The organism is Burkholderia sp. ABCPW 11, assembly GCF_001523445.1.
Lineage (GTDB): Bacteria > Pseudomonadota > Gammaproteobacteria > Burkholderiales > Burkholderiaceae > Burkholderia.
In genome coordinates, this window is record NZ_LOVM01000027.1 from 34,197 (window position 1) to 59,124 (window position 24,928).

Annotated in this window: 24 protein-coding genes; 11 read left to right on the top strand and 13 right to left on the bottom strand. The window is 60.3% G+C overall.

Annotated features, from left to right (window positions below):
• Positions 1 to 40: 40 nt before the first annotated feature.
• The 9 genes from WS61_RS33035 to WS61_RS10370 form a co-directional block, all read right to left on the bottom strand.
• Complete coding sequence (locus tag WS61_RS33035) at positions 41 to 1,003, bottom strand: porin (RefSeq protein ID WP_095211666.1); 963 nt, start codon at positions 1,001 to 1,003, stop codon at positions 41 to 43.
• 1,162 nt (positions 1,004 to 2,165) lie between these two features.
• On the bottom strand, positions 2,166 to 3,620 hold the full coding sequence (locus tag WS61_RS10335; protein ID WP_059500400.1) for an NAD-dependent succinate-semialdehyde dehydrogenase: 1,455 nt from the start codon (positions 3,618 to 3,620) through the stop codon (positions 2,166 to 2,168).
• Between the two features lie 21 nt (positions 3,621 to 3,641).
• Positions 3,642 to 4,457: a 4-hydroxy-2-oxoheptanedioate aldolase gene (hpaI, locus tag WS61_RS10340; RefSeq protein WP_059500401.1), complete on the bottom strand. Its 816-nt coding sequence runs from the start codon at positions 4,455 to 4,457 to the stop codon at positions 3,642 to 3,644.
• 8 nt (positions 4,458 to 4,465) lie between these two features.
• Positions 4,466 to 5,269, bottom strand: coding sequence for a 2-oxo-hept-4-ene-1,7-dioate hydratase (hpaH, locus tag WS61_RS10345; protein WP_059500402.1), 804 nt, complete (start codon positions 5,267 to 5,269; stop codon positions 4,466 to 4,468).
• 3 nt (positions 5,270 to 5,272) lie between these two features.
• Positions 5,273 to 5,719: a 5-carboxymethyl-2-hydroxymuconate isomerase gene (locus WS61_RS10350; protein ID WP_059500403.1), complete on the bottom strand. Its 447-nt coding sequence runs from the start codon at positions 5,717 to 5,719 to the stop codon at positions 5,273 to 5,275.
• A gap of 25 nt (positions 5,720 to 5,744) precedes the next feature.
• Positions 5,745 to 6,668 carry a 3,4-dihydroxyphenylacetate 2,3-dioxygenase gene (gene hpaD / locus WS61_RS10355; protein ID WP_059500404.1) on the bottom strand — a complete coding sequence of 308 codons (924 nt, stop codon included), beginning with the start codon at positions 6,666 to 6,668 and terminating at the stop codon, positions 5,745 to 5,747.
• Positions 6,669 to 6,690: 22 nt separating this feature from the next.
• Positions 6,691 to 8,151: a 5-carboxymethyl-2-hydroxymuconate semialdehyde dehydrogenase gene (hpaE, locus tag WS61_RS10360; protein WP_059500405.1), complete on the bottom strand. Its 1,461-nt coding sequence runs from the start codon at positions 8,149 to 8,151 to the stop codon at positions 6,691 to 6,693.
• A gap of 27 nt (positions 8,152 to 8,178) precedes the next feature.
• Positions 8,179 to 8,934: a fumarylacetoacetate hydrolase family protein gene (locus WS61_RS10365; RefSeq protein ID WP_059500406.1), complete on the bottom strand. Its 756-nt coding sequence runs from the start codon at positions 8,932 to 8,934 to the stop codon at positions 8,179 to 8,181.
• The gene (locus WS61_RS10370; protein WP_059500407.1) at positions 8,931 to 9,704 is read right to left on the bottom strand and encodes a fumarylacetoacetate hydrolase family protein; all 774 of its coding nucleotides are present in this window, start codon (positions 9,702 to 9,704) and stop codon (positions 8,931 to 8,933) included. The genes WS61_RS10365 and WS61_RS10370 overlap by 4 nt, the downstream gene beginning before the upstream one ends.
• Positions 9,705 to 9,889: 185 nt before the next feature.
• On the opposite strand from WS61_RS10370, the gene hpaR reads away from it, so the two are divergent.
• Positions 9,890 to 10,291: a homoprotocatechuate degradation operon regulator HpaR gene (gene hpaR / locus WS61_RS10375; RefSeq protein ID WP_059500408.1), complete on the top strand. Its 402-nt coding sequence runs from the start codon at positions 9,890 to 9,892 to the stop codon at positions 10,289 to 10,291.
• 13 nt (positions 10,292 to 10,304) lie between these two features.
• Here hpaR and WS61_RS10380 read toward each other — a convergent pair whose 3' ends face one another.
• The gene (locus WS61_RS10380) at positions 10,305 to 11,201 is read right to left on the bottom strand and encodes a LysR family transcriptional regulator (protein WP_059500409.1); all 897 of its coding nucleotides are present in this window, start codon (positions 11,199 to 11,201) and stop codon (positions 10,305 to 10,307) included.
• Positions 11,202 to 11,292: 91 nt separating this feature from the next.
• Here WS61_RS10380 and WS61_RS10385 point away from each other — a divergent pair, with 91 nt between their 5' ends.
• From WS61_RS10385 to WS61_RS10395, 3 genes are all read left to right on the top strand, one after another.
• On the top strand, positions 11,293 to 11,997 hold the full coding sequence (locus WS61_RS10385) for a DsbA family protein (protein WP_059500410.1): 705 nt from the start codon (positions 11,293 to 11,295) through the stop codon (positions 11,995 to 11,997).
• Between the two features lie 85 nt (positions 11,998 to 12,082).
• Positions 12,083 to 13,060 carry a zinc-binding alcohol dehydrogenase family protein gene (locus tag WS61_RS10390; RefSeq protein ID WP_218921203.1) on the top strand — a complete coding sequence of 326 codons (978 nt, stop codon included), beginning with the start codon at positions 12,083 to 12,085 and terminating at the stop codon, positions 13,058 to 13,060.
• A 32-nt stretch (positions 13,061 to 13,092) separates the two neighbouring features.
• Positions 13,093 to 13,983 carry an arginase family protein gene (locus tag WS61_RS10395; RefSeq protein ID WP_059500411.1) on the top strand — a complete coding sequence of 297 codons (891 nt, stop codon included), beginning with the start codon at positions 13,093 to 13,095 and terminating at the stop codon, positions 13,981 to 13,983.
• A gap of 95 nt (positions 13,984 to 14,078) precedes the next feature.
• On the opposite strand, the gene WS61_RS10400 is transcribed toward WS61_RS10395, so the two are convergent.
• Positions 14,079 to 15,014 carry a LysR family transcriptional regulator gene (locus WS61_RS10400; protein WP_059500412.1) on the bottom strand — a complete coding sequence of 312 codons (936 nt, stop codon included), beginning with the start codon at positions 15,012 to 15,014 and terminating at the stop codon, positions 14,079 to 14,081.
• A gap of 80 nt (positions 15,015 to 15,094) precedes the next feature.
• On the opposite strand from WS61_RS10400, the gene WS61_RS10405 reads away from it, so the two are divergent.
• The 3 genes from WS61_RS10405 to WS61_RS10415 all read left to right on the top strand — a co-directional run bounded on the left by WS61_RS10405 (position 15,095) and on the right by WS61_RS10415 (position 17,644).
• Entirely contained in the window at positions 15,095 to 15,682 is a 588-nt protein-coding gene (locus WS61_RS10405) for a nuclear transport factor 2 family protein (RefSeq protein ID WP_257127235.1), read from the top strand.
• A gap of 88 nt (positions 15,683 to 15,770) precedes the next feature.
• Positions 15,771 to 16,382: a YbhB/YbcL family Raf kinase inhibitor-like protein gene (locus tag WS61_RS10410; RefSeq protein WP_059500413.1), complete on the top strand. Its 612-nt coding sequence runs from the start codon at positions 15,771 to 15,773 to the stop codon at positions 16,380 to 16,382.
• A gap of 191 nt (positions 16,383 to 16,573) precedes the next feature.
• On the top strand, positions 16,574 to 17,644 hold the full coding sequence (locus WS61_RS10415) for a maleylacetate reductase (protein WP_059500414.1): 1,071 nt from the start codon (positions 16,574 to 16,576) through the stop codon (positions 17,642 to 17,644).
• A gap of 132 nt (positions 17,645 to 17,776) precedes the next feature.
• Here the strand turns inward: WS61_RS10415 and WS61_RS10420 are convergent, their stop codons facing one another.
• Positions 17,777 to 18,844: an MBL fold metallo-hydrolase gene (locus tag WS61_RS10420; protein WP_257127236.1), complete on the bottom strand. Its 1,068-nt coding sequence runs from the start codon at positions 18,842 to 18,844 to the stop codon at positions 17,777 to 17,779.
• A gap of 123 nt (positions 18,845 to 18,967) precedes the next feature.
• On the opposite strand from WS61_RS10420, the gene WS61_RS10425 reads away from it, so the two are divergent.
• The 4 genes from WS61_RS10425 to WS61_RS10440 all read left to right on the top strand — a co-directional run bounded on the left by WS61_RS10425 (position 18,968) and on the right by WS61_RS10440 (position 22,708).
• A complete protein-coding gene (locus WS61_RS10425; RefSeq protein WP_059500415.1) occupies positions 18,968 to 19,378 on the top strand; it encodes a carboxymuconolactone decarboxylase family protein in 411 nt (136 codons plus the stop codon).
• Positions 19,379 to 19,558: 180 nt separating this feature from the next.
• Positions 19,559 to 20,521, top strand: coding sequence for a D-2-hydroxyacid dehydrogenase family protein (locus WS61_RS10430; RefSeq protein WP_059500510.1), 963 nt, complete (start codon positions 19,559 to 19,561; stop codon positions 20,519 to 20,521).
• A 73-nt stretch (positions 20,522 to 20,594) separates the two neighbouring features.
• Entirely contained in the window at positions 20,595 to 21,935 is a 1,341-nt protein-coding gene (locus WS61_RS10435) for an MFS transporter (RefSeq protein ID WP_059500416.1), read from the top strand.
• A gap of 89 nt (positions 21,936 to 22,024) precedes the next feature.
• Positions 22,025 to 22,708 (top strand): GntR family transcriptional regulator, encoded by a 684-nt coding sequence (locus WS61_RS10440; protein WP_059500417.1) that lies wholly within the window; start codon positions 22,025 to 22,027, stop codon positions 22,706 to 22,708.
• 182 nt (positions 22,709 to 22,890) lie between these two features.
• Here WS61_RS10440 and WS61_RS10445 read toward each other — a convergent pair whose 3' ends face one another.
• Complete coding sequence (locus WS61_RS10445) at positions 22,891 to 24,900, bottom strand: aconitase family protein (protein WP_059500418.1); 2,010 nt, start codon at positions 24,898 to 24,900, stop codon at positions 22,891 to 22,893.
• Between the last annotated feature and the right edge of the window lie 28 nt (positions 24,901 to 24,928).

Here is a 24,928-nt window from a genome sequence, read left to right on the forward strand (position 1 = left end):
GTTGCTCAGGAGGTTTGATAATTTATCGCCGGGATGAATCTCAGAACATGGTTTTCATGCCGAAATCAAATCCGCACTTTCCGCCCGAGATCTTCGAGTCATACGAGAAATCTGTGTAGAGCGTTGTGCTTTTTGAAACATTGTAGAAATATCCGACTCCGAGTTGCTGGGAATCTGTTGTTCTCGCTGTCAGGTTGTCGAATCGATCGAAAGAGAATCGAATTTCGGCCGTGCTCACTGGAACGACAAGCGCAACAATGAGATTGCGCAAAATGTTGTTTGTCGATGCGTCGCGTCCGTAGGAGAACCCAAAATAAGGTTTCGCAATACCAAAGTCGTACTTGGCCGTTGCTGCAGTAAGTCGAGTCTTGGCGATTCCCGAGTCCCACCAGGCAACCGATGCGTAGGCCGGGCCGTCCGAGTATGTTATGCGCGCGCCCTTCGGCATTCGCTGCGCGTCGCCAGCGTCCGGTTGGTAAGGATTGAGGTTTCCCTGCTTCCCCGAGACCTGCGCCGTCACATTAACTGGGCCGAAGTCCTTGCTGTAGGTTACGGAACTATTCGACCACCAGGGGTCATTGTAATTTAGAGAGATTTGCCGGCCATTTCCTGCCACCGTGTCGTACCACCACGGGTCTGCATTAACCATGGTGATCAGCACGGGCGTATATTCCCGTCCGAGCGTCAACTTCCCCCAGTCGCCTTTAAGGCCGACAACGGATTCGCGAATCCAGAATTGCGAGATTAGTTGTCCATTTTGTCCATGGAAGGCGCTTTCAAGAGCGAAGAATGCTTTCGTTCCGTTTCCAAGATCCTCTGTTCCGCGTAGGCCGAATCTGTCGGCTGCTCCGCTTTGCATGACGATCCCTGAGTTACCTGTATTCCGGGCAATGCCCAAATCCATGATTCCCCAAAGCTCAACGCTGGATTGGGCAAAGGAGTGTGAACTTGCAGCTAGCGCAATAGACGCAACTAGCCCAACGGCGATCTTCTTCGTAGACATTTATCATCCAAACAGTTTATTAAGTTTTATTTAAAATGAGATCGTCGAACGAAGAATCGCCGGAAAAATGCGTGCCGATTCAATCGACCGTGTCCCGTACGCTTGCAAGTACGCGCGAACTGTTGGATATACAGTCGCTTGGAGAAAGCCTTCTGCGAAGCTGGAATGTAGTTTAGTTACAAAAAATCGAGCAGCGGATGACTGCGAGTGACTATCTATAGACTCCACGCGCCAATGGTGGCGGTGACAATCATCCGGTGACCGCGTAGGTCACGTAGTTTTCCTACGGGGACGGTTAGGGCGGCGGTTACCCCTGGAGACCAGCTTCGTCCGTTCGGATGCGCAATGGGGTAGCGGAATCGTACTGACCGCCCGACGCCAGATAGTCGGGGAGAGCGGTGCTCGGTGCAGCCGCGTTGGCGACAATCGCAAGCGGTCTTCGATTGTATTAACGGGTCGGTCAGATGCGAGCGTACCGAGAGTCGGCGCTGCAGTGCGGCCGAGAGACGTTGAGTGCGCTGTCTGTGTCAGGTTGTCGTTTCTGCATACACGCGGCATGCCGGGGATTGGCCGAACACGACTGGAAAGCCGCCGGTACCTCTGACCGTAGCTTTTCGAGCTTTAAGGCCAAACGACAATATGACACGGTGCGGTCTCGAAATGCTTCGGCTCAGCAAGGCATCTATCGGGGCCGGCTTGACATCAATGGCGCGGGTATCGCTGTCGATACCGGTCGCGGCCGCCAACGTAACCACGAGCGCCTTGTCTGGCCGCAGCAGGACACCAATGTGGAAATGATGGGCGTTGCGATATACCTGTCGCGGCAGAGTATTCTCCGTGTGCCGCGAGCACTGAACGTCCTGATGCTTCGTTGGCAGAAGCTACCGACCGGGGAATGCAGTCCAGTCAGCAAGACTTCGCAAGCTGTCTCTCTGCCCCACCGACTCGGGTTAAAGGACGCCACACGTGAAATATCGGATGTCTACGGGAGGACACTAGATTTGGCGCGACGCTAAACGGGGTTTCGAAAGTCGCTGCGTGCCGGGAATTGTCGGTGAGTCCAGGATTCGCTAGCCATCGGGACCGATGGCTAGCGAAAGTTCAGTTGCAAGTGCCGGTGCAACTGAGAGTGCGTGGACCGCCGCTGGAAGAGGCCGCGGTTTCAGCCGACTGCGAGACAGAGGTACTTGATCACGACGTAGTCGTCGATGCCGTAGTGCGAGCCTTCGCGGCCGAGGCCCGACTGCTTGACGCCGCCGAACGGCGCGACTTCGTTCGAGATCAGGCCCGTGTTGATGCCGACCATCCCGTATTCGAGCGCTTCGGCGACCTTCCACACGCGGCCGATGTCGCGGCTGTAGAAATACGCGGCGAGACCGAACTCGGTGTCGTTCGCGAGGCGGATCACCTCGTCGTCGCTGCTGAACTTGAACAGCGGCGCGAGCGGCCCGAACGTCTCTTCCTTCGCGACCTTCATCGCGGGCGTCACGCCCGTCAGCACGGTCGGCTCGAAGAAGCCGTGGCCGAGCGCGTGACGCTTGCCGCCCGTCACGACGGTCGCGCCCTTCGCGAGCGCGTCTTCGATGTGCGCCTCGACCTTCAGCACGGCCGCTTCGTTGATCAGCGGACCCTGCGTGACGCCGGGCTCGGTGCCGCGGCCGACCTTCAGCTGGCCGACCGCCGCCGCGAGCTTCTGCGCGAACTGGTCGTACACGGCTTCATGCACGTAGAAGCGGTTCGTGCACACGCACGTCTGGCCGCTGTTGCGGTACTTCGACGCGATCGCGCCCTGCACGGCCGCATCGAGATCGGCGTCGTCGAACACGATGAACGGCGCGTTGCCGCCGAGCTCCAGCGACACCTTCTTGACCGTCGCCGCGCATTGCGACATCAGCAGGCGGCCGACCGGCGTCGAGCCGGTGAACGACAGCTTGCGCACGATCGGGTTCGACGTCAGTTCGCCGCCGATCGCCTTCGGGTCGCCCGTGACGACGCTGAACACGCCGGCCGGCACGCCCGCGCGCTCGGCCAGCACCGCAAGCGCGAGGGCGGTGAGCGGTGTTGCCTCGGCCGGCTTCACGACGATCGGGCAGCCTGCCGCGAGCGCCGGGCCGACCTTGCGCGTGATCATCGCCGCCGGGAAGTTCCACGGCGTGATCGCCGCGCACACGCCGATCGCTTCCTTTGTCACGACGATGCGCTTGTCGCTCGCCGGCGTCGGGATCGTGTCGCCGTACACGCGCTTGCCTTCCTCCGCGAACCACTCGAGGAACGACGCCGCGTAGCCGATCTCGCCCTTCGCCTCGGCCAGCGACTTGCCCTGCTCGGTAGTCAGGATCAGCGCGAGGTCGTCGGCGTTTTCCATCATCAGGTCGTGCCACTTGCGCAGGACCGCCGCGCGTTCTTTCGCGGTCTTCTTGCGCCACGCCGGCCATGCGGCGTTCGCGGCCTCGATAGCGCGACGCGTCTCGATCGAACCCATGTGCGGCACCGACGCAATCAGTTCACCGTTGGCCGGATTGACCACATCGAACGTCTGACCGGCATCGTCTGCCGACTGCCACTGACCGGCAATATAGGCCTTCGGTTGCAGCAGAGCTGCGTCCTTCAAGTTCATCGTCTGTTTACTCCGGTATGTTCAGTAGACGCCCGCGGATGAGGCGTTGTCATCCTCTGCGCGCGCATTCTTCTGCCTGTAGCGTTGCGAGAGCGAGGACGCAGATTGAACGAGCAGCGTGGTATCGACCCCGACCGCGACGAACCTTGCGCCGGCATCGAGGTAAATCTGCGCAACCTCTTGGTTGGCCATCAGCACACCCGCGGTCTTTCCGGCGTCGAGGACGGTGCGAATGCCTTCGATGATCGTTCGCTGCACTTCCGGATGATTGGGTTGTCCACGGTATCCCATCGATGCCGACAAATCGGCCGGACCGAAGAACACGCCGTCCACGCCATCCACCTCTGCAATGTCGCGCAGATTCTCAATGGCTTCCGTCGTCTCCGCCTGCACGAGGAGACACATTTCGTCGTTTGCTCGGTCAAGGTAGTCCTTGATCTGGTTCCATCTCGACGCACGGGCAAGCGCCGCGCCCATGCCGCGGATTCCCTCGGGCGCGTAGCGCATCGCACGCACCGTCTGTTCGGCATATGCGGCGGTGTTGACCATCGGGACCAACAACGTTTGTGCACCGACATCCAGGTACTGCTTGATGAGTGCCGGATCGCCGCAAACTGGCCGGACGATCGGATGAACCGGGTAGGGCGCGAGGGCCCGCAGTTGTTCGAGCACGACGCGCACGTCGTTCGGAGCATGCTCTCCGTCGAGCAGCAACCAGTCGAAGCCACACGTCGCCAGTAGCTCCGCAGCATTGGCATCGGCCAACCCGACCCACAGGCCGATCTGGGTCTGGCCCGCGCGCAGGGCGTCGCGGAACGTGTTCGTTGGGATCTGCATGGCGTCTCTCACGCGAAGCGGAACGAGATCGACCCGAGCGGGCCGTAGTCGACATGAAACGCGTCGCCGGCCACGGCTGCGGTCGGACGGGTGAACGAACCGGCCAGCACGACGTCACCCGCGTTCAGCGATTCGCCGTACGGTGCAATCTTGTTTGCGAGCCATGCAACACCGGTGGCAGGATGATTGAGAACCGCGGCCGCGAGTCCCGTTTCCTCGATCACGCCGTTCTTGTAGAGCATGGCGCCGACCCAGCGAAGATCGATATCCATTGGCTTGACGGGGCGTCCGCCGAGAATGATTCCCGCGTTCGCTGCGAAATCGCTGATTGTGTCGAACACCTTGCGCATCGCACGCGTTTCGCGATCGAACTGCTCGATACGCGCATCGATGATCTCGATTGCCGGCACGACGTAGCCGGTTGCGGACAGTACGTCGAACAGCGTGACTCCCGGCCCTTGAAGCGGCTTGTCGAGAATGAACGCAAGCTCCACCTCGACGCGCGGTGCGATGAAGCGCTCGATCGGAATATCGCCGCCTGCGTCGAAGAACATGTCGTCCATCAGCGGCGCGTAGTCCGGTTCCGTAATCTGGCTCGCCTGTTGCATCGCGCGCGACGTCAGGCCGATTTTGCGTCCCCGGACTACCCGACCGTCCGCGAGTTCGAGCTTTACCCATTCGCGTTGGATGGAATAGCCGTCCTCGATGGTCATCTCCGGATGTTGCTTCGAGAAATGACGCAGTTGCGTGCGCGTTTTGCGCGCGTCGTACAACTGGCGGGCCAGTGACGTGATCGTATCTTGCGGAAGCATGAGTCAGCCTTGTGTGAAAAGCGGATGCAGTGAACTATTGCGCGAGTTGTAGACCTCGTTGCCTTCGTCGATCTGCAGTGTGATACCGATGTGTCGCGTGGCGAGCAGCGGCGCGAAATGTTCTTGAGTCGTCGCGTCGAGCGCACGACCAACGGCCTGGTGCACGGCGGAACTGCGCCCACGTGCGATTCGCAGGTTCAGGTAGACGAATGCGTATTCGCCGGTACCTCCCGCCGCGCGTCCGGCGGCACCGCCGTCCGCGATCGAGCAGTGGGTGGCCGGATACGCGAGCACGCGGATGCCGCCCGTGGGAAACACCGGTTGGCCAGCTTCGTCTCTTTGCGCGTGCATCGTATCGGCGAGCTTCGCGCACAGCGCGTGCATGTCCGTGCCGCCATTTTCGACGGAGCGGTCGAGGTCCGAGGTGTAGAGGATCGTCAGGTGTGGCATCGTGTTCTCCCCGCAGTCGGCCGATTCAAAGGCGCGGAAACGCGCGATATTGCTTGGCCGACGACGCTTCGCTTGCCGGAATCGCATCGCCGGTTTGCGGTGTAACCGGAAATACCGCGTTGATCTGTCCGGTACCCGACGCGGCGAAGTACGGCGTCAGCACTTCCGCGCGACCGTCGTAGTCGGACCAGCCGAGTGCGCCGAGCATCATCGCGGTGTCGTGCATAAAACCTTCGCCGTGTCCCTTCGCTGCATATTCCGGCAGCATCTCGCAGAATGTCTTCCAGTCGCCGCGCTCCCACATGTCGATGACCTGCCGGTCGAGGGTTTCGAGCAACGGACTCCAGATCTTGTACGCGTATTCGGGTGCGAGTCCGTTCTGCGCGAAACGGTGACTCAGGCTGCCGCTTGCAAGGAACGCGACCTTACCTTCGTAGTGCTCTTCGACTGCACGGCGCATCGCCCAGCCGAGCCGCGCGCTGTCGTTCAGGTAATGGGCCATGCAGAGCGCAGAAACCGAAACGACTTTGAAATGTCGATCCGCATTCATATAGCGGAGAGGAACGAGCGTGCCGTACTCGGGCGCGAGCGTTGTCGCGTCATGCGCGAGTGTTTCGACGCCGTAGTCGTTGCAGGTTTTCGCGAGCAGCCGGCCGAGCTCCGGATTCCCCGATGCTTCGAACGGCATGTTCGCGATGAAGTGGGGCAGCTCATTGCTCGTATAGAGCCCTTCGAAGTGCGGCGCGCAGTTGATGTGATAATTCGCGTTTACGAGCCAGTGCGTATCGAACACGACGAGCGTGTCGACGCCAAGCGCCTTGCAGCGCTGTGCGATTTCGCGATGGCCGTCGATCGCGTCCTGGCGGCTGCCTTTTCGTGGCCCGTCGAGTTCCGACAGGAACATCGACGGTACGTGCGTAATTTTCGCAACGAGAGCGAGTTCGCCCATGATCGTCTCCTGATCGCGCCTTTTAGACGCGTCCCCACTGCGGGATGTGATGCGAGCCCAGCGACAGACAGACGTTCTTCGGTTCGAGAAATACCTCGTAGCTCCACGTGCCGCCTTCGCGCCCGACACCAGAGGCCTTCGTGCCGCCGAAAGGCTGACGCAGGTCGCGTACGTTCTGGCTGTTCACGAAGCACATTCCCGCCTCGATTTCCGCTGCGACGCGATGTGCGCGGCCCGTGCTCTCGGTCCACACGTAGCTCGACAGCCCGTATGCAATGTCATTCGCGATCCGGATCGCGTCGGCTTCGTCGTCGAACGGGATCAGGCACGCGACCGGGCCGAAGATCTCCTCCTGGGCGATGCGCATCTTGTTGTCGACGTCGACGAACACGGTCGGCGCGACATAGTTACCCTTTTGCAGCGATGCGGGCAGGTCGAGCGCGTCGAGGCCGCCGCTTGCGAGCGTCGCGCCTTCCTTCGATCCGAGCTTGATGTAGCTTCTTACCTTCGCGAGGTGGCCTTGGCTGATCATCGGGCCGATGATCGTATCGTCGGCGAGCGGATCACCGACCTTGATTCGCTTCGCACGCTCGATGAAACTCTCCGCGAAACGCGCGTAGATCGACTTCTGAACGAGGATCCGCGAGCCAGCCGTGCAGCGTTCGCCATTGTTGGAGAAGATCATGAATACGGCCGCGTCGAGCGCACGCTCGAAATCCGCGTCTTCGAAGATCACGAACGGCGACTTGCCGCCGAGTTCCATCGAATATTTTTTCAGCCCGGCCGCTTGCACGATCCGATTGCCGGTAGCAGTCGAGCCGGTGAACGAAATCGCGCGCACGTCGCGATGCGCAACGAGCGGCTCGCCCGTTTCCTGACCGAAGCCGTGCACGACATTCAACACGCCCGCCGGAATCCCGGCCTCGAGTGCGAGTTCGCCCAGGCGCGCGGCGGTGAGCGGCGAAAGCTCGCTCATCTTCAGGACGGCGGTGTTGCCGAATGCGAGGCACGGCGCGACTTTCCACGTCGCGGTCATGAACGGGACGTTCCACGGCGAGATTAGCGCACACACGCCGACGGGATGAAACAGCGTGTAGTTCAGATGCGTGTCGGTCGGATACGTATGACCGTCGACATGCGAGCAGACCTCCGCGAAATAGTGGAAGTTGTCGGCGGCGCGAGGCACGAGCTGTTTGCGCGTCTGCGAGATCGTTTGGCCCGTGTCGTTCGTCTCCGTTTCCGACAGATCCGGCACGTGCTTCGTGATCAGTTCGCCGAGATTGCGGATCAGCTTCGCACGCTCCTTCGGCGTCTTTTTAGCCCATGCAGGAAACGCGTCCTTCGCAGCCGCGACGGCAGCATTGACGTCATCGGCGTCGCCACGGGCGACCTCGGCGAGCACGTCCTGGTTCGCCGGGTTCACAGTCTCGAAGTAGTCGCGCCCGGCGCGCGCCTTACCATTGATCAGATGCTCGATACGCATGGGATTCCTCTTTCGTTCCTTCGTTCATTAGCGCCCGAATTCCGCGTCCGACGCGATCGCGTTGACGAGACGTCCGAGCCCATCGATTTCACAGACGACCTCGTCGCCCACGTCGACATTCACGATTCCCTCCGGCGTGCCTGTCAGAATCACGTCGCCAGGAGCAAGGGTCATGAAGCTGCTCAGGTATTCGATCAGTGCAGGTATGTCGGTGACCAGATCGCGCGTGTTGCCACGCTGACGCAACGTGCCGTTGACGTAGGTGCGCAACTCGATATCGGATGCGTCGTGTACATCGGCTGCATCGACGAACCACGGCCCGAGTACGGTACCGCCGTCTCGATTCTTCACACGGAGGTTCGGCCGGTAGTAGTTTTCGAGGTAGTCGCGGATCGCGTAGTCGTTCGCGATCATGTAGCCGGCAACGTATTCCATTGCCTGATCGCGGCTGACGTTCTGTGCGGGGCGACCGATCACGACCGCGAGTTCGCACTCGTAATGCATGTAGGTAACGTCGGCCGGCCGGCGCGTGATTCCGCGGTGACCGAGTACGGTGCCGGGACCCTTCAAGAATACGAGAGGTTCGTCCTGCTTCGTGAACTGCAGTTCTTTCGCGTGATCGGCGTAGTTCAGGCCGAGCGCGAAGATGGTGCCGACATCGATCGGCGCGAGCCAGACCACTTCGTCTTCACGACAGATCCGACCGTCGGCGAGCCGTACGCTGCCGTCTTGCGGATACGCTTCGTGAATGGCGCCTGCATAGGCGACGCGACCGCGCATCATTCCGATTCTCCGTTCTGTTGAGGTGCACCGGCGAACGACACGACGAGCGGCGCGAATCCGTCAAACGTGATCGTCGCTTCTTCGCCGGCGTGAGCGATCGGCGTGGCGTGCGGCACGCCCAGCGTGATCACGTCGCCAGCAGCGAGCGTCATGAAATCGGTAACGTCGGCGACCAGTTGCGAAACGCCACGCAATGCCGTTGCCGTGCTTGCTTCGAATGCGGGTTTGCCGGGTATCTCGACACGAATCGCGATGCTGTCCGGGTTGGTGACATGTCGCTTTGCCACGACCGCCGGACCGATGACGCAGAAGCGGTCGCGTGCGCGAAAGCGCACCGACGGGCGATAGACGCTCGAGTGGGGGATGCTCAGATCCGCGACGATCACATAGCCCGCGACGAAGTCGAGTGCGTGTTCGGCGGACACGCGTGTCGCGGTGCGACCAATGACGATGCCGAGCGATGCACCGACCTCAATGCCGCTCGCGTCGACGGGTACCTCGACGCGGGCGCGATGGCCGGCCAGCGTGTTGCGCGGCTTGAGATAGAGGATCGGCGCTTTTGGTGGCGCCTTATAGGGGGCAGCATGCATCGCGTCGCCGAGTGCGTCGAGCGCCGCGCGGTCGTTGAGGAGCGTGCCGTAGACCGCGCCCGATACGGGCGGCCGGCAAGCGACACCGCTTGCGAGCAGCATGCTGACCGCATGGGCATCGATATCGCGCGGCAGCGGATCGCCTTCGACATGAAGCAGGTGATCGGTTACTGAGAACATGGTCGACTTGGTTTTGGGTTTTGCCAAAATCACTAAGATGTTAGTGATAATGCGCCTGATATGATTTCGGGTCAACTGGTTTGTCGTGTGGTCGGGGGCTTTCCCCTAGACGTCCTTTCGCCTTCCCCTTCGGTGTTTTTATGTCTGATTCTTTCGTCGACGGCTCCCTGCATCGCAATCTGCCAATGTTGCTGCTGCGTGCGCGAGAGAAAATGATGGAGCGATTCCGTCCGTTGATCACGGCTCAGGGTCTGACCGAGCAGCAATGGCGGGTGATCCGTGCGCTCAACGAGCAGGGGCCACTCGAGCCTCGGCAGATTTCCGACCTGTGCACGATTTCCAGCCCGAGCATGGCTGGCGTGCTGGCGCGTATGGAACTGCTTGGTCTTGTGACGAAAGAGCGGTTCGAGGATGATCAGCGCCGAGTACGCGTGTCGCTGACCGCGAAGAGCATCAAGCTGGTTCAGGTGCTTTCCCGCGACCTGGAGGCGGAATACGGCGCCATCGAGCGTGCGGTCGGCGCTGACGTGGTTGCTCGGGTCTATCAGGCTGTCGACACGCTGCTCGCAGGTCTGGAAGAGGCGTAGATCCCGCTAGCGTCTAACGGGAGCCAGTCGGAAGATCGAGGTTTTCCGCCAAAAAATCAATCAGTGTGCGCAACGACGACGGCATGCGGTGGCGCGAGAGGTAAACGGCGAAAACGCCCAGTGGCTCTACCTCGAAGTCGGGCGTCAGCTCGATCAGTAGGCTGTCATGAAGGGCTTGCTCGACTGCGAACCGCGGTAGAAGCGCGACACCAGCTCCGCGCAGCGCCGCCCGCACGACAAGGGAGGCCTCATTCGTGACGAAATTGCCCGAAACCGGGACGTCGATGCTTTCGCCATCGGCCTTGAAATGCCATAGGGATCGGCCGTAATGGGAATAGGTGAGGCAATTGTGTGCCGTCAGGTCGCGGACATGTACGGGTGTCCCGTAGGCCGCCAGATAAGCGGGGCTGGCGCATACAACCGACCGGACCTCGCCCAGCTTGCGTGCAATCAGGTTGGGGTCCAGCGCATTGGTGACACGGACAGCAAGGTCGATGCCATCCTCGGCCAGATTTGTCTGGCGATCGACGACTTGCAGGTCGACCGTGATGGCCCGATGGCGCTGCAGGAATGCCATTAGAGCATCGGTCAGGCAATACTCGGCGAAGATGGACGAGGCGGTAACGCGCAACAGCCCTTTGGGGGCATCTCCGGTTTGAGCGCCGACCACGCTCACGTCCCGCGCTAGAGCCAGAATCTCCTTGCAGATCTCCAGTACCTCCTCACCGGTTGCGGTGAGGCTGAGTTTGCGGGTGGTGCGATGGAGCAGCCGGGAGTCGGCCCATTCTTCCATTTGTGCGACGTAACGCGCGGCCATCGCGCGCGACATGCCGAGGCAGACGGCGGCTGACGAAATGCTGCCGCGCGCAACCGTTTCAAGGAACACTTCTGCTGCAGTGATTCGGTCCATCTGATCGATTCATGCGACAAAGCGTCAATTGTAGTCCCGTATTTCTCCTTCCTGTAATCAAATACAGTGTCGGTGTCGCATCGATAACCTGTTGATTGCTATGTCGGAGATACGCCTGCAGTACGTCTTTGACCCCTTGTGCGGCTGGTGCTACGCCAGTGCTCCCGCGCTGAGCGGCTTGGCGACCGCATATCCCGATCTGCTGGAATTGATGCCAAGCGGATTGTTCGCCGATCAAGGCGCGCGTGCATTGACACGGGACTGGGCCAACTACGCGTGGACCAACGATCAGCGTATTGCGTCTTTGACCGGGCAGAAATTCAGCAAGGCCTATCTGCTGGACGTGCTGCTCAGCAATGGGGCGATGTTTGATTCCGATGTGATGAATCGTGCGTTGACAGCCGTGCGCGCGATCGACCGCAGGCTGGAACCCGGTCTGCTGCAGCAACTGCAGATCGTTCGATATGTGGCCGGGCAAGACACTGCGCGCGCCGACGTAGTCGCCAACGTGACGGCAGAGTTCGTCAACGCAGCCGGGCATTCGATCGACGGGGATGAGTTGACCAACCGCCTTGAGCAGGACGTCGTACTTGAGGAGCAGAGTAATGCCCGCATTCGGGCCACGCAGACACTGATGAACGACCTGGGTGTGCGTGGTGTGCCGCAACTGGTCGTGAGCGTCGACGGGGCGGTGACGGTGCTACGCGGAGACGCCCTTTACGAAGGATACGAACCTATGCTGGCCGTACTTCATACGCTGATTGAACGTCCGCGCCCCGGTTCGGCCTTGAGTTGATTCTTCGTGTTCTTGTCTTCTGCGAACGGATGCCATCTGCATCCTGACTGAATAGCACTTCTGCCGTTGCGCGGCGATCCGAGGAATGCTGATGAAAGCTTTAGTTGCCACCCAGTTTGGCTCTGCTCCGCAAATGGTGATCGAACAGAGGCCGGTTCCCGAGGCACGTGAAGGGTACACGCTGGTGAGAATGCACGCGGTAACCGTCAATCCACTGTCGAGCCAGGTTCGATCGGGTGTCGTGGCCATGGCTGCGCCGCCTTTGGTGCTGAGCAACGACGGCGCGGGGATTGTCGAACACAGCACGCGCTTCAAGCGCGGCGCTCGCGTCGCCATTTACGGCGGCGGTCAACTCGGCATCACCGAGGATGGTCTGCAGCAAGAGTGGGCGCTGGTCGAAGACAAACGCATTGTCGAGCTGCCGGACGGTCTTGAGCTCGACGAGGGCGCAGCGCTGCCGATCAACTACGTCACGGCTTACCAGGCGCTGACCCGGACCGGCAAGGTGGTTCGCGGGCAGACCGTCCTGATATCAGGAGCATCAGGTGCCCTCGGGCACGCGCTCACGCAAACAGCTCTCGCACTCGGCGTCGTGCCGATCGGTGTTGTTTCCTCAGCCGAAAAAGTGTCGCGTGCCATGCAATCTGGAGCCCGGGTGGTCATTGACCTGTCGTCGCAGGAACTGCGTGAAGCGGTCCTGGCGGAGACCGATGGGCTGGGTGCTGATTTGGCGTTCGATCCTGTTGGTGGCGCGTTGCTTGGCCAGCTACTCGGCGCGGTTCGTACTCGTGGCGCTGTTGTCTCCATCGGGTACGTCGGCGGCACTGTGGCCGGTTTGGATCTCGCGGATTTGGTGGTTCACGAAAAGCGCGTATTGGGATACGACGCGTGGCTAGAGACCGATGCCGACGTTGCCGACGCGTTGCGGGTGATCGGCCGCTTTATTGACCAGGGATTGTTGCGTCCCTCCGTCGACAGCGTCTTTCCGCTGGACCAGTTCGAGAGCGCCTATGAGCGCCTGGCATCGCGGATGGCCACTGGGGCGATCCTACTTCGCCCCTAGTCAGACAACCCACATTCTCTGGAGCATATTTCATGAGCGCTTTCAACGATAAGACTTTGCGCCTCATTTTTCCGCAGTGGCAGGGCGGTAACAACCCGCCTTACCACTTCGGTGCCAAGCTGCTGTCCTGGCTTGCCCCGGACCCTACCGGGCCGGTTGAAGAGGTTCCGGTGGCTCTACCTTCCGACGAGCCGCTGCAAAAGGAAGAGGGCATCGTGGCGCGTGGCGCTCTGCTCGAGCAGCTGCGTCAGGCTCGGCAACTTATCGACAAGCATCAACCGGATCGCATCGTGATCCTGGGAGGCGATTGTCTGGTGGACCTTGCGCCGTTTGCCTATCTGAATGAGCGTTACGATGGCGACCTGGCCGTGCTATGGGTTGATTCACACCCGGACATCATGACGCCCGAGCAATTCTTTAACGCACACGCGATGGTCCTCGGCAATCTGCTTGGCCAGGGGGATGCCGACTTCGTGAAGGCAGTCGCACGACCAATTGAGCCGCAGAACGTCATGTTCGCGGGCTTGCACGACCCGTCGGAGTGGGAAGCGACCGAGATGAGTCGGCTGGGGCTCAGGAATGTCGGGCCGGCGCAATTGGCAACGGAGGGGAGCAAGCCGGTTTTGGAGTGGTTCGAGTCGACGGGCGCGAAGCACCTGGCCATTCACTTCGACCTCGATGTGCTGGATCCAGCACTGTTTCACGCGTTGTTGTTTGCCAAACCTGGTCTTCCTGAGGATGCGTACGCCGGAGTCGCGCGTGGCGAGATGACGATCGAGCAGGTTGTCCGGCTCTTGAGGGAGGTCGCGGCCGTAGCGGATGTCGTCGGGCTCGGAATTGCCGAACATTTGCCTTGGGATGCGCTCGCGTTGAAGAACATGTTGGCGAGATTGCCGCTGCTCGGGCGGTCGGCAACCGTTTGAGTCAGTGCTCTGCTGATGGCTGACTAGCAAATGCCCTGGATGTTGCAAGCATCTGTGCGAGCAGCAACGCTCACACGTGTCCTTCGGCCATGGCTTTAGAGTGGTTGCGCGACCGGTGATGGGGTGTTTTCGCTCGGCGGGAAAATATTCGACGCCGAGCTAATAGTGCTTTTCACCTCGTCGAGGAAGCGGGTGGTTATCGTATCCGGCGTGTGATCTCGGTTGAACGCGACACCGATCTGGATAAACGCCGGCGGTGTCAGCGGCCGGCTTGCGAGACGGTGGCCGAGGCTTCTGGCGGCGGAGGCAGGCGCCAGCGTCACGCCGAATCCGGCAGCAATGAACTCGGTGCGCAGGTAAGTATCGCTTATGCGAGCGGTCATATCTCGGACATGATCACCCAGCACTTCCTTGATCTTTCGGTTAGTCCCGCATTTTTCTCCCTCGGCGGGCCAAATCACCTGCTCGCTCGCGATTTCGCTTGGCCCGATGCTTTTGTTCCCGACGAGTCGGTGATCGGGAGCCATCAGGACCAGCAGCTCCTCCTGCAAGAGGAGTTCGACTTCGATCTCGCGGTCGGTAGCAGGTGGCACGATGAACCCAAGGTCAATTTCCCCACGCTTCAGCGCTGAGATCTGATCGTCTGTCGTCGATTGGACGAAATCGATGACGACGTCGGGGTAGCGTTGTCGAAACCTCGCCGCTGCAATCGGCAGGAAGCGGAGCGCGGAAGAACCTTCGAAGCCTACGACCAGGTGGCCGATTTCACCGTCAGCACCGCGTTGAGCGATGCGGACGCTCGATTCCATCCTGCCAAGGATGGCTTGCGCTTCCCGAAAAAAAGCCTGCCCGGCACGGGTCGGCTCGACATTTCGCTTGTCGCGCATCAGCAGCAGTACGCCAAGTTCGGCTTCGAGCCCCTGAACCGCTCGCGTAATCGATGGTTGCGCGACGTGCAGCCGCGCCGCGGCCCGGCCGAAGTTGAGTTCCTCGCATACGGCGACGAAGTATCTAAGTTGCCAAATTTCCATGGCTCATGTTTCCCGCTTATCAGTGTGAGACGGACTCTATATTAGACAGCAAAAATGTCATCACGTAGGATTGTCTGACAATGTTTCATCGCGCATGGCGCGACCGCGCAACGGGCGACAACGTGCAGGCTGAATGGAGAGAACGGATGAATAGCCGGAATTTGCGGTTCCGGATTTCGGTCGGCGGCGCGCTGTGCAGCCTGTGCGTCGCGCTGTCGGTGTTGCTTGTCGCGCAAGTTCACGCGCAGGCGGCTGTTGTAGCGAATCCTGATCAGCAACGAATGCTGGCGAGCGGCAATGCCGTATTAGCACGGAACAAGCAACTCGTGTACGACTTCTGGCGAGAGGTGTTCGAGGCGCGGCATATGGAGTTGGCCGACAAGTATCTGACCGAGGCCTATATTCAGCACAACCCAAATGTCGGAAGCGGGCGCGCAGCTTTCGTCGCTTTCTTTTCTAAGCGCGGAAACCCGATAGCCATTGAGCAGCGAATCAAGGGACCGTTGGTTTCGATCGTTGCTGAACGTGACATCGTGGTACTGGCTTTTTCTCGCGACTACGTCGATCCGAAGGACGCCGATCGGCACTACACGTCGACGTGGTTTGACATGTTCCGCATCGAGAACGGAAAGATTGCCGAGCACTGGGATCCGGCCCAGGTTCGATAGCGTCAAGAAATCATCTTGGATGTTGCGCTTGCCTGACGGGCGGGATCGCAACACATCTAATCTCCCACACGCCTTTAAAAGGAATGCGATGAAGCTGCTTTACCGTTTTCTGTCCGTAACAAGCATGGTCGTTAGCCTGGCAGGTGCGGCCGTCGCGGAGTCACCGGCCCGCTTCGAACTCTCGAGCCCCGACATCTCGGCGGGCAGCAAGATCGATAACCGATTTGTGCTTCATGCGTTCGGCTGCACTGGCGAAAACGTATCGCCGGAGCTCATCTGGAAGAATGTACCGGTGGGGACCCGCTCGTTAGCCCTGCAGGTGTACGACCCGGATGCGCCGACAGGGAGCGGCTGGTGGCACTGGGCGGTCTACAACATTCCTGCCTCCGCCACGAAACTGGCGCGCGGCGCCGGTAACGATCCGTCCCGTTTGCCCACCGGCGCCAATCCCGGTGCGAACGATTTTCAGAACACCGGTGCGGTCGGAGAAAACGGCAACTATGGCGGCCCGTGTCCGCCGGTGGGAGACAAGCCTCATCGCTATGTCTTCACACTGTTTGCGCTGTCGGTCGACGATATTTATGCCGCAGCGGGCATTCCAAAGACCGGTACCGCAGCCGTCCATGGCTTCGCGTTGAATAAAGCACTGGGAGACAAGGTGCTCGGCCGGGCGTCGTTCGTCGCTTACTACGGTCGGTAACGCCACAGCGAATGGGGCAATGTGCACGCCACGCCGGATCAAGGCGTCCGCGGTGACTTCTCGGATGGCGTCTGGATGGCCGACATCTTTCATGAACTTGCTTTTGCGTACGTCTAAAACGGCACGGAGGAACAGCACGCATGATCTCGGCGGCAATACGGCGCTCCATGAGACTTGACAGTCGAATCCACATGGAGGCATTCACCTACCAAACTCAGCCGGCGCGTGTCATCTTCGGGGTTGGCACCGTTGAGCGGTTGATCGAGGAAGCCGACAGGCTAGGGCGTCGTCGCCTGCTCGTGCTTTGCACGGCGAGTCAGGTTTCGTTGGAGAGGCGCGTATTGGCCGGACTTGGAAGCCGGGCCGTCGGTGCGTTTACTGATGCAAAAAGGCATACGCCGGCCGAGGTTACCGAACGGGCGCTAGCGGAAGTCCGGGCGCTGAATGCGGACGGTATCGTCTCCGTTGGTGGTGGTTCGGTGATCGGGTTGGGAAAGGCACTCGCATTTCGCACGGACTTGCCACAAATCGTTGTGCCGACGACCTACGCTGGCTCGGAAATGACGCCGATACTGCACGAAACACGTGACGGCGTCAAAACGACTCAGCGTAGCTCTAAGGTTTTGCCGGAAGTCGTCATCTACGACGTTGATCTGACGTTGTCTTTGTCACTCACGCTTTCGGTACTGTCTGCATTCGATGCTCTCGCACATGCCGTAGAGTCGCTCTACGCGCCGGATGGCAACCCTGTTGTATCGATGATGGCCGAAGAGGGCGTTCGCGTGATTGCACGTTCCCTGCCGCACCTGATGACGAATCCGCAGAACGCCTCGGTTCGAAGCGATTTGCTGTTTGGCGCGTGGCTATGCGCATGCTGTCTCGGTACGGTCACGATGGGGCTGCATCACGAGATGTGCCGCGTCCTCGGTGGGCTTTACGATCTTCCGCACGCGCAAATTCACGCCATCGTGTTACCACATGTGCTCGAGTTCAATTCCAGGGCAGCACCAACCGCGATGTCGCGGCTTTCGCATGCACTCAATGCAAGTGATTCGGTCGGCAGAATTTTAGAGCTTCAGCGAGCGTGTTCTGTACCCGTCGCGTTGCGCGACATTGGCATGCCGCGAGAGGGGATCGAACGCGCAGTGGAGCAGTTGATGGCGAATCCCTGCGCGAATCCACGTTCGCTCGGCGCCGACGCTGTCACGATGTTGCTTGAACGAGCGTGGGCGGGTAGTCGGATTCAGCGGAGTGCCGTGTGAAGGGATCGTCACCCAAACGACCTCCGTTCAAGTGAGCAAAACGGGCGGCGATCCGCATGCGACAAGGGTTCCGGCGATTGCTGTCTGCTTTCATCGAACCGATGCCGGTACCCTGGTTCTGGTCGATTCCGCCTATGCGACGGTTGAATAATTTAGGGATACGAAGGAGTAGACGTTTTCACCGTCGGTCCGCAAATGTCCCAGTCCTGGAAACGCCAGATGTGCTCCTCCGACTAGCCAACCATTGTGCGCTGCATCGGCGAAGATCTTGAGGCGTTGCTGAGCTGCCTCGACGTTGTTGTAGTCGTAGGTGATCGTAATCGACGGATCTTCAAATTGCACCGAAGCAACATGAACGGTGTCCCCCCAGAGCAGCAACGTTTCGCCGCGGCTCTCCACCAAATACGTCGTGTGACCGGGCGTATGGCCGTATGCGGACAGGGCACGGATGCCGGGTATCAACACTCGGTCCCCGTCGAACGTCTTCACGTTGCCCGCCCGGAGATACGGAGAGAAGGAAGCAACTGCCGTTTTCGCAACGCTCCTGGTTCGATCAGAAGGTGCGCGGATGCTCGCGTCGCTCAACCAGTAGTCAGCGTCTCGCTGGCTGACGCGCACGATGGCATTGGGATAGGTCGGTCGACCGTCGGCAGTCAGTCCGCCGACATGATCGGGGTGCATATGTGTGATGTAGACCTCGTCGACCTGTTCCGGACCATAACCGGCGGCATGCAGGCTGGCGATGAGATGGCCCGTTCCCGGTACCAGGGTCTTGCCCGCACCGGAATCGATGAGCACCAGCCTGCTACCGGTGTTGATCAGAAAGGCGTTATACGAGGTTTCGACCTGTACGCCGAGATAGTTGCGCTTCAGCGCTTCGGCGATCCGATCGGGATCTCCTTGCAACAGCTTCATCACGGACATCTGTGCCGTTCCGTCGGAGAGGGCGGTGACCTCGAAGTCGCCGACCAGGGCGCGATGATATCCCGGCGCCTGTGTCTTGATGAGTGGCGCCTTGGCAAAAACGGATGCAGGAAAGAGCGACCCGGTAGTGCACAGGCAGGCCACCGCGGTAACAAAGGTTCTTCGATTGATCGTCATGGTTTTTTCCTGATCGATGAAAGCCGCGAGGGCATCGCAATGTTCGGCTGTTTGGTTGCGGTTGAGGTGGCCACATTCCACACGGAATGCCAGAACCATCTCAATTTAACGTTGGCATGATTGTATGACAGCAATACAATCATGCCAACGTCGCCAGGCACAGCCCTCGGAGTGGGGGGCTGTGTGGTCCCGATCAATCTCTCACCGCAATCCGGAGAAGCTATGTCGTTGCCTGCTGAATTCGATAACCCGCAGTTCAAGAAAGGCCTGGAGGTTCGTCGTGCCGTGCTTGGGGCGGAATATGTCGACAAGTCCGTCAATGAAGTCGAGGACTTCATGAAGCCCATGCAAAAAATGACCACCGAGTGGTGTTGGGGCGAAATCTGGACGCGACCGCAAATCGACCGCCGCACACGCAGCATGATCAACATCGCGATGCTGACCGCACTCAATCGGCCGAATGAGGTGGCTCTTCATGTCAAAGGGGCCGTCAACAATGGCGTTACCGCGGAGGAGATTCAGGAGGTGCTGCTCCAGGCATGCATTTATTGCGGGGTTCCCGCCGCGCTCGATAGCTTCAAGATCGCAAACGAAGTTCTGAAGAAACTGGGGCAGGAAGAGGCATCCGTGTAAAGCAACAGGGGCATCGGATGGGCTGAAGCCTCTTTGGCGGATTGCCGGTGTCTCCGCCGCAATGAGTTGGACGCGAGATGAGTTGCTCGGATGCCTCAGCGGCATGCGAATCGCGAATCGTTGGATTCAACAAGACCCAGGTCAAAATTTATGACGAATATTTCAGACGGGAATGCGCGCATGCGTGTTGCCATCCTCGACGACTATCAGGATGCGGTACAGCATCTCGCTGCCTTCAGGCTGTTGGCTGACCATGACGTGTCGATCCAGCGACAGGTCATCGAGGATCGCGCGGCGTTCGCGGCGAGCATAGAAAGTGCTGAGGCGATCGTGCCGATTCGGGAGCGCACGGTGATCGATGAGGCATTGCTCAGTCGTCTCCCGAACCTTCGGTTCATCAGTCAAACAGGGAAGGCCGTGGCCCACATCGACGTAGAGGCATGCACGCGCCGTGGGATTGCCGTCGCGGCAAGCGGCGGGAGCCTGTATGCACCAGCCGAGTTGACGTGGTCGCTTGTTCTCGCCGCTGCCCGAAACCTACCGCGTGAGGTCAACAGCGCGAAGGCGGGCTACTGGCAGGCGGGAACGATAGGGACATGCCTGCGGGGCAGGACGCTCGGGATATTCGGATACGGGTCCATCGGCAAGATCGTCGCTCAATACGGCAAGGCCTTCGGCATGCGCGTGCTGGTCTGGGGGCGTTTTGCGTCCCTGTCAAGTGCGGTTCAAGACGGTTTCGAAGCCGCGCCAACCAAGGAGGCCTTCTTTGAGCAAAGCGACGTGCTGAGCGTTCATCTTCGGTTGAACGCAGAGACACGCGGGATTGTCAGCGCCAGTGATCTGGCTCGGATGAAGTCGTCGGCGGTCTTTGTCAATACCAGCCGCGCGGACCTGGTGGAAAAGGGGGCGCTGGCGTCGGCCCTTGCTGCGGGGCGTCCGGGATTCGCTGCGGTGGACACGTACGAGATCGAACCGGCTTGGGACGATCCTCTGTTTCACCTCGAAAACGCAATTTGCTCACCTCATCTCGGTTATGTCGAGAAGGACACCTACGAGGTCTTCTTTGGTGGCGCGTTCGAGAATCTGCTGGCGTTCGAGGCCGGGAAACCTGTCAATCTCGTGAATCCGCAGGTGTTGGGCTAGCACGGTTGAAAAAGACGAGCGCATGCCGAAAGAGTGCGCGCCGACAGTGAACTCTCATCGGAGACAGAGAGCAATGAATGCACGCACCGCGCCTGATCACGCCGGCGATGCAGCCGAACGTACCCCAGAGGAAAGGAGTCGCAATGCGCTCAAGGGCGCGTTCTTCTCCGAGTTTGTCGACATGTTCGACGTGTTCTTGCCAATTGCGATCCTGTCGCCGGTGCTCTTTCTGTTCCTGCCGCCATCGGCTTCCGGGGCAGCGAGCACGCCCCTTGCGTCGCTTGCGTTTGTCGTCACGCTGCTTGGGCGGCCGGTTGGAGCACTGCTCTTTGGCGTTGTAGCTGACCGCGTGGGCCGCAGGCGAGCATCGATCTGGTCGACCGCCGGATTCAGCGTCTTTACACTGTTGATTGCAGTACTGCCCGGCTACGAGACTATTGGTGCGGCGGCGTATTGGCTCCTTGTGCTTTGTCGATTCATCGACGGGATATTTCTCGGTGGAGGTTATACCGGTGCTGTCCCGCTCGCCTTCGAATATGCGAAGAAGGCGCGTCGGGGTTTTGTCGGGGGGCTCATCATTGCCGGTTTTCCGACCGCGTATCTGACCACGAATCTGCTGGCAGTCTTGATGTTAACGATCGCTCCGCTGGGGGGACACGATTCTCCGTATGCTCGCTGGGGCTGGCGAGTTCCATTCGTGTTCGGCGGAATCCTGGCGGCACTCTTGACGCTCTACTACGTCTACAAGGTTGAGGAGTCGCGCGTCTGGCATGACGAGACGACGCGCGCTTCCAAGTCGGTGCCGCTATCGGATCTTTTCTCCGGCGCGAGCGCTTTTCCATTGCTCCAGGTGTTCGTCATGATGACGGGTTTCTGGCTAACCCAGAATCTGATCACGATCTATCTACCGATGGGTTTGCTTGCCGGTGCGCTGAAGCTCGACCATATTCACGTGAACCTGATACTGGTACTGACGTATTCGGTGATGTCGCTGACGTATGTTGGTGCTGGTGTGCTCAGCCAGCGCATCGGGCGCCGGCTGTTCTTTATCGCAATCGGTCTCGTGATCGCGACGGCCGGGGCCGCGCTCCTCTTCGCATTGTCAAATGCCGGCAGAATGCCGTTCGTTTGGGTTGCACTGCTGGTGTGTTTGCTTGCGGTGATTGTTACTTCGCCGTGGGGTGTCATCCTGACGTACATCAACGAACGCTTCATCACGGACGTTCGAGCGACTGGTTTTGGAGTCGGGTTCAGCTTCTCGATCATCGCACCGTCTTTCTATGCGTACTACATGCATTGGCTCGATGCCGTGTTGTCGCCGGGGTTCGCGCCCTCGGTTCTGATGTGCGTGGGCGGGGTCATTGGTGCCATCGGTGCGACAATCGGCCCTGAAACCCGTGACGTCGAATTTTGAGTCCTTGGTTCCGAGATGCACGCTGCGGTGACGCCACTGATGTCTTGTATGATATGAGCCATCTCGCGTTGTATTACAGGAATACAAGAATGTCGGAAGGGATCGGTTTGCTAAGGCCGGAGACGTTGCGTCACCAAGTGGAACACGCGCTGCGGCAGGGAATCATGTCCGGGCATTTTCCTCCCGGTAGTCGACTCGTCGAGCGCGAACTCTGTGAACTGCTGGGGGTAAGCCGAACGTCGATTCGCGAAGCGCTCCGCAAATTGGAAAGCGAGAAACTGGTTTCGATTGTTCCGCACAAGGGGCCGGTGGTTGCTGTTGTTTCGAAGAAGGAAGCGGCTGAGCTGTATGCGATTCGAGCCCTACTGGAGGGATATGCGGCCGCCGAATTTGCCCGCGGAGCGAACGACGACGCAATCGCGCGACTTGGGGAGTGCATTCGGACATTGAAGGCAAGCGGGGGGACCGCCGATCGAACTTCCATCTTGAAGGCGAAGGCCGAACTCTATGATGTGTTGCTCGACAATTGCGGAAATTCGCTGGCGAAAGAAGTGTTGAACGGGCTCTATTCTCGTATCAACCTTCTGCGAGCGACCTCACTGATGCAGGCGAACAGGCTGCAGGCGAGTCTTAAGGAGCTCGATAAGCTATACCGCGCAATTAAAGCGCGGGATCCTGAGGCAGCTGCGGCGGCGGCGCGGATTCACGTGTTGAACGCAGAGACGGCGGCGATGCGGATGCTCGAGGCGGGAGAGGAAGGCCCCAACTCGTAAGCGGGTCATAGCGGCCGGGGATTCAACTATGTGGCCCAAGACGCCTTTCCAACCCGCCACGTCATCCCGGGAAGATGATCGGGTTGGTCAATATTGCATAATCTTGATGGCCCGAAGGGATTGTGCGGTGAGTGGAGTCCCTCATGTGGCTCTCCCTCTCTAATACCGATGATCTCGCGAGATCATTGCGAATGATTTTTGTTAAGCGCGATCAGTGACGACGCGTTATGCGTCGATTTTCGCAATTGCTCGAAACTGACGATGCGCCCTGCAATGGCGCTTGCCGCAACGGTGGAAGGGCTGGCCAGCCACACTTGGCCCGGCCCCGATCGTCCGTGGAAATTGCGATTGATCGCGCTGACCGTCACCTGGTCCGGCCGCTCCGACACGCCCGGCCCGGCGTTCACGCATGCGCCGCAGCCGGGCTCGATCAGCTCGACGCCTGCCCGCTCGAACGCGTCCATCATCCCTTCGCGCACGCAGTAGTCGCGCACGTCCTGGCTGCCGAACTGCAGCAGGAAACGCGTCGAGCCGGCCACCTTGAGGCCGTGTGCGAGTGCCCATTCGACGACTTCATGGCAGCGCCGCAAGTCCTCGCGCTTGCCGCCTGTGCAGGAACCGCCGTACGCGATGTCCACCGCGACGGTGTCGGCAAGTTCCGACATCGCGATGCCGCGGCCCGGGTCGCCCGGCTGCGCGAGCATCGGTTCCAGTCGCGCGCAATCGACTTCGATCGTGTGCGCGACGTCGGCATCGTCGTCGCTGCACATCCACGGCTCGATCTCGAAGTCGATCCCTCGGCGCTCGCGCAGGAAGCGCCGCGTCTCGTCGTCGGGAATCACGATGCCGGTGAATCCCCCGATTTCCGCGACCATGTTCGTCAGCGTCGCACGTTCGTCGGTCGACAGCGCGGCGAGCGCTTCGCCGCGATATTCGAAGATCTGTCCGATCGCGTGGCCGTCGCGCACGTAAGGCAGGCGCAGCAGATGGAGCACGATGTCCTTCGCCTCGACGCCGGCCGGCAGCCGGCCCTGCAGATCGACGCGGCAGGTCGGCGGCACCTTCACGCGCACGTCGCCGGTGAGCCACGCGTTGGCCATCTCCGTCGCGCCGATGCCGAACGCGACGGCGCCCAGCGCACCGCAGTGCGGCGTGTGCGAATCCGTGCCGACGGCGAGTTGTCCGGGCTTGACGTAGCGCTCGGCCATGATCGAATGGCTGATGCCTTCCGAGCCTTCGCGATCCGCGAGGAAGCCGTGGTGCCGCATGCGATGCTCTTCGCAGAATTGGCGCTGAACCTGCGCCATCGATTGCGCGACGTCCAGCAGCCCGAGCGCGCGGCGCTCGGCGGGCATGCTGCGATGGATGGACGTCAGATGATCGGAGAAGCACACGATGCTCGCGGGGTCGTGCAATTCGATGCGGTCGCCATACTCGCGGCGCAGGAAACTGATCGACATCGGCGACACGTATTCGTGCGCATAGCGCCAGTCGGTTCGCGCAAACACGCTTTGTCCGGGCGCCACGCCCGCGTGGTCGCTCGCCCGCGCGATGATTTTCTCGGCGTAGGTCATCGGGCGCGGCTGCGCGGGCGGCAGCGGCGGCTGCCAGCCCGCGCGCCTGGCTTCGGTCAGCCGGAACAGTCCGCCGCGTCGAATCAGCTCGGCGGTGAGCGCATCTTCGCCACGTATGAGTTCTTCGAGCGGAATGTCCTCGCCGCGCCGGATGCGCTCGATCAGCCCGAAGTCGGTCGACGTGAAGATGCCGAGGTTGTGGCAGTTCTGCCGATAGATGCGCTCGAAGCTTTCCGCGATCACGAGCCGGATCCCCGCGCACCATTCGGCGAACGGGCTGGCTTCGCGTGACGATCCTTTTCCATAGCGGCGTCCGGCGACGGTGACGGCGAAGCCGCCGGCCTTCACGCTGCCCTGGCCGACCGGTCTCGTCCCGGCGCAATCGAGGCCGACGTACGGATAGTCGCCCAGCCTTTCGTCGTAGTAGTAGCAGATCGTCGCGGGCGTGATTTCGTCCGTCGAGATGTCGTAGCGCAGCGGCAGCGCGTCATCGAGCGAAATGTTCTCGCCCTGCAGTTGTCGTTGAATGGCGTGCGCGTTCTGCGACAGGAAAAGGATCCGCCCGTCGAAGCGCACGGTGGTCGGTGAACGGGAAGGCTGCGGTGCGGATGGGGGCACGGTTGTCTCCGGAAAGGGGAGCTTTGCT

What these genes read in the sequence shown, in the direction of transcription:
- WS61_RS33035 (WP_095211666.1), bottom strand. Translation starts at nt 1,003, where the DNA reads ATGTCTACGAAGAAGATCGCCGTTGGGCTAGTTGCGTCTATTGCGCTA.
- WS61_RS10335 (WP_059500400.1), bottom strand. Translation starts at nt 3,620, where the DNA reads ATGAACTTGAAGGACGCAGCTCTGCTGCAACCGAAGGCCTATATTGCC.
- hpaI (WP_059500401.1), bottom strand. Translation starts at nt 4,457, where the DNA reads ATGCAGATCCCAACGAACACGTTCCGCGACGCCCTGCGCGCGGGCCAG.
- hpaH (WP_059500402.1), bottom strand. Translation starts at nt 5,269, where the DNA reads ATGCTTCCGCAAGATACGATCACGTCACTGGCCCGCCAGTTGTACGAC.
- WS61_RS10350 (WP_059500403.1), bottom strand. Translation starts at nt 5,719, where the DNA reads ATGCCACACCTGACGATCCTCTACACCTCGGACCTCGACCGCTCCGTC.
- hpaD (WP_059500404.1), bottom strand. Translation starts at nt 6,668, where the DNA reads ATGGGCGAACTCGCTCTCGTTGCGAAAATTACGCACGTACCGTCGATG.
- hpaE (WP_059500405.1), bottom strand. Translation starts at nt 8,151, where the DNA reads ATGCGTATCGAGCATCTGATCAATGGTAAGGCGCGCGCCGGGCGCGAC.
- WS61_RS10365 (WP_059500406.1), bottom strand. Translation starts at nt 8,934, where the DNA reads ATGATGCGCGGTCGCGTCGCCTATGCAGGCGCCATTCACGAAGCGTAT.
- WS61_RS10370 (WP_059500407.1), bottom strand. Translation starts at nt 9,704, where the DNA reads ATGTTCTCAGTAACCGATCACCTGCTTCATGTCGAAGGCGATCCGCTG.
- hpaR (WP_059500408.1), top strand. Translation starts at nt 9,890, where the DNA reads ATGTTGCTGCTGCGTGCGCGAGAGAAAATGATGGAGCGATTCCGTCCG.
- WS61_RS10380 (WP_059500409.1), bottom strand. Translation starts at nt 11,201, where the DNA reads ATGGACCGAATCACTGCAGCAGAAGTGTTCCTTGAAACGGTTGCGCGC.
- WS61_RS10390 (WP_218921203.1), top strand. Translation starts at nt 12,083, where the DNA reads ATGCTGATGAAAGCTTTAGTTGCCACCCAGTTTGGCTCTGCTCCGCAA.
- WS61_RS10395 (WP_059500411.1), top strand. Translation starts at nt 13,093, where the DNA reads ATGAGCGCTTTCAACGATAAGACTTTGCGCCTCATTTTTCCGCAGTGG.
- WS61_RS10400 (WP_059500412.1), bottom strand. Translation starts at nt 15,014, where the DNA reads ATGGAAATTTGGCAACTTAGATACTTCGTCGCCGTATGCGAGGAACTC.
- WS61_RS10405 (WP_257127235.1), top strand. Translation starts at nt 15,095, where the DNA reads ATGTTTCATCGCGCATGGCGCGACCGCGCAACGGGCGACAACGTGCAG.
- WS61_RS10410 (WP_059500413.1), top strand. Translation starts at nt 15,771, where the DNA reads ATGAAGCTGCTTTACCGTTTTCTGTCCGTAACAAGCATGGTCGTTAGC.
- WS61_RS10415 (WP_059500414.1), top strand. Translation starts at nt 16,574, where the DNA reads ATGGAGGCATTCACCTACCAAACTCAGCCGGCGCGTGTCATCTTCGGG.
- WS61_RS10420 (WP_257127236.1), bottom strand. Translation starts at nt 18,844, where the DNA reads ATGGTTCTGGCATTCCGTGTGGAATGTGGCCACCTCAACCGCAACCAA.
- WS61_RS10425 (WP_059500415.1), top strand. Translation starts at nt 18,968, where the DNA reads ATGTCGTTGCCTGCTGAATTCGATAACCCGCAGTTCAAGAAAGGCCTG.
- WS61_RS10430 (WP_059500510.1), top strand. Translation starts at nt 19,559, where the DNA reads ATGCGTGTTGCCATCCTCGACGACTATCAGGATGCGGTACAGCATCTC.
- WS61_RS10435 (WP_059500416.1), top strand. Translation starts at nt 20,595, where the DNA reads ATGAATGCACGCACCGCGCCTGATCACGCCGGCGATGCAGCCGAACGT.
- WS61_RS10440 (WP_059500417.1), top strand. Translation starts at nt 22,025, where the DNA reads ATGTCGGAAGGGATCGGTTTGCTAAGGCCGGAGACGTTGCGTCACCAA.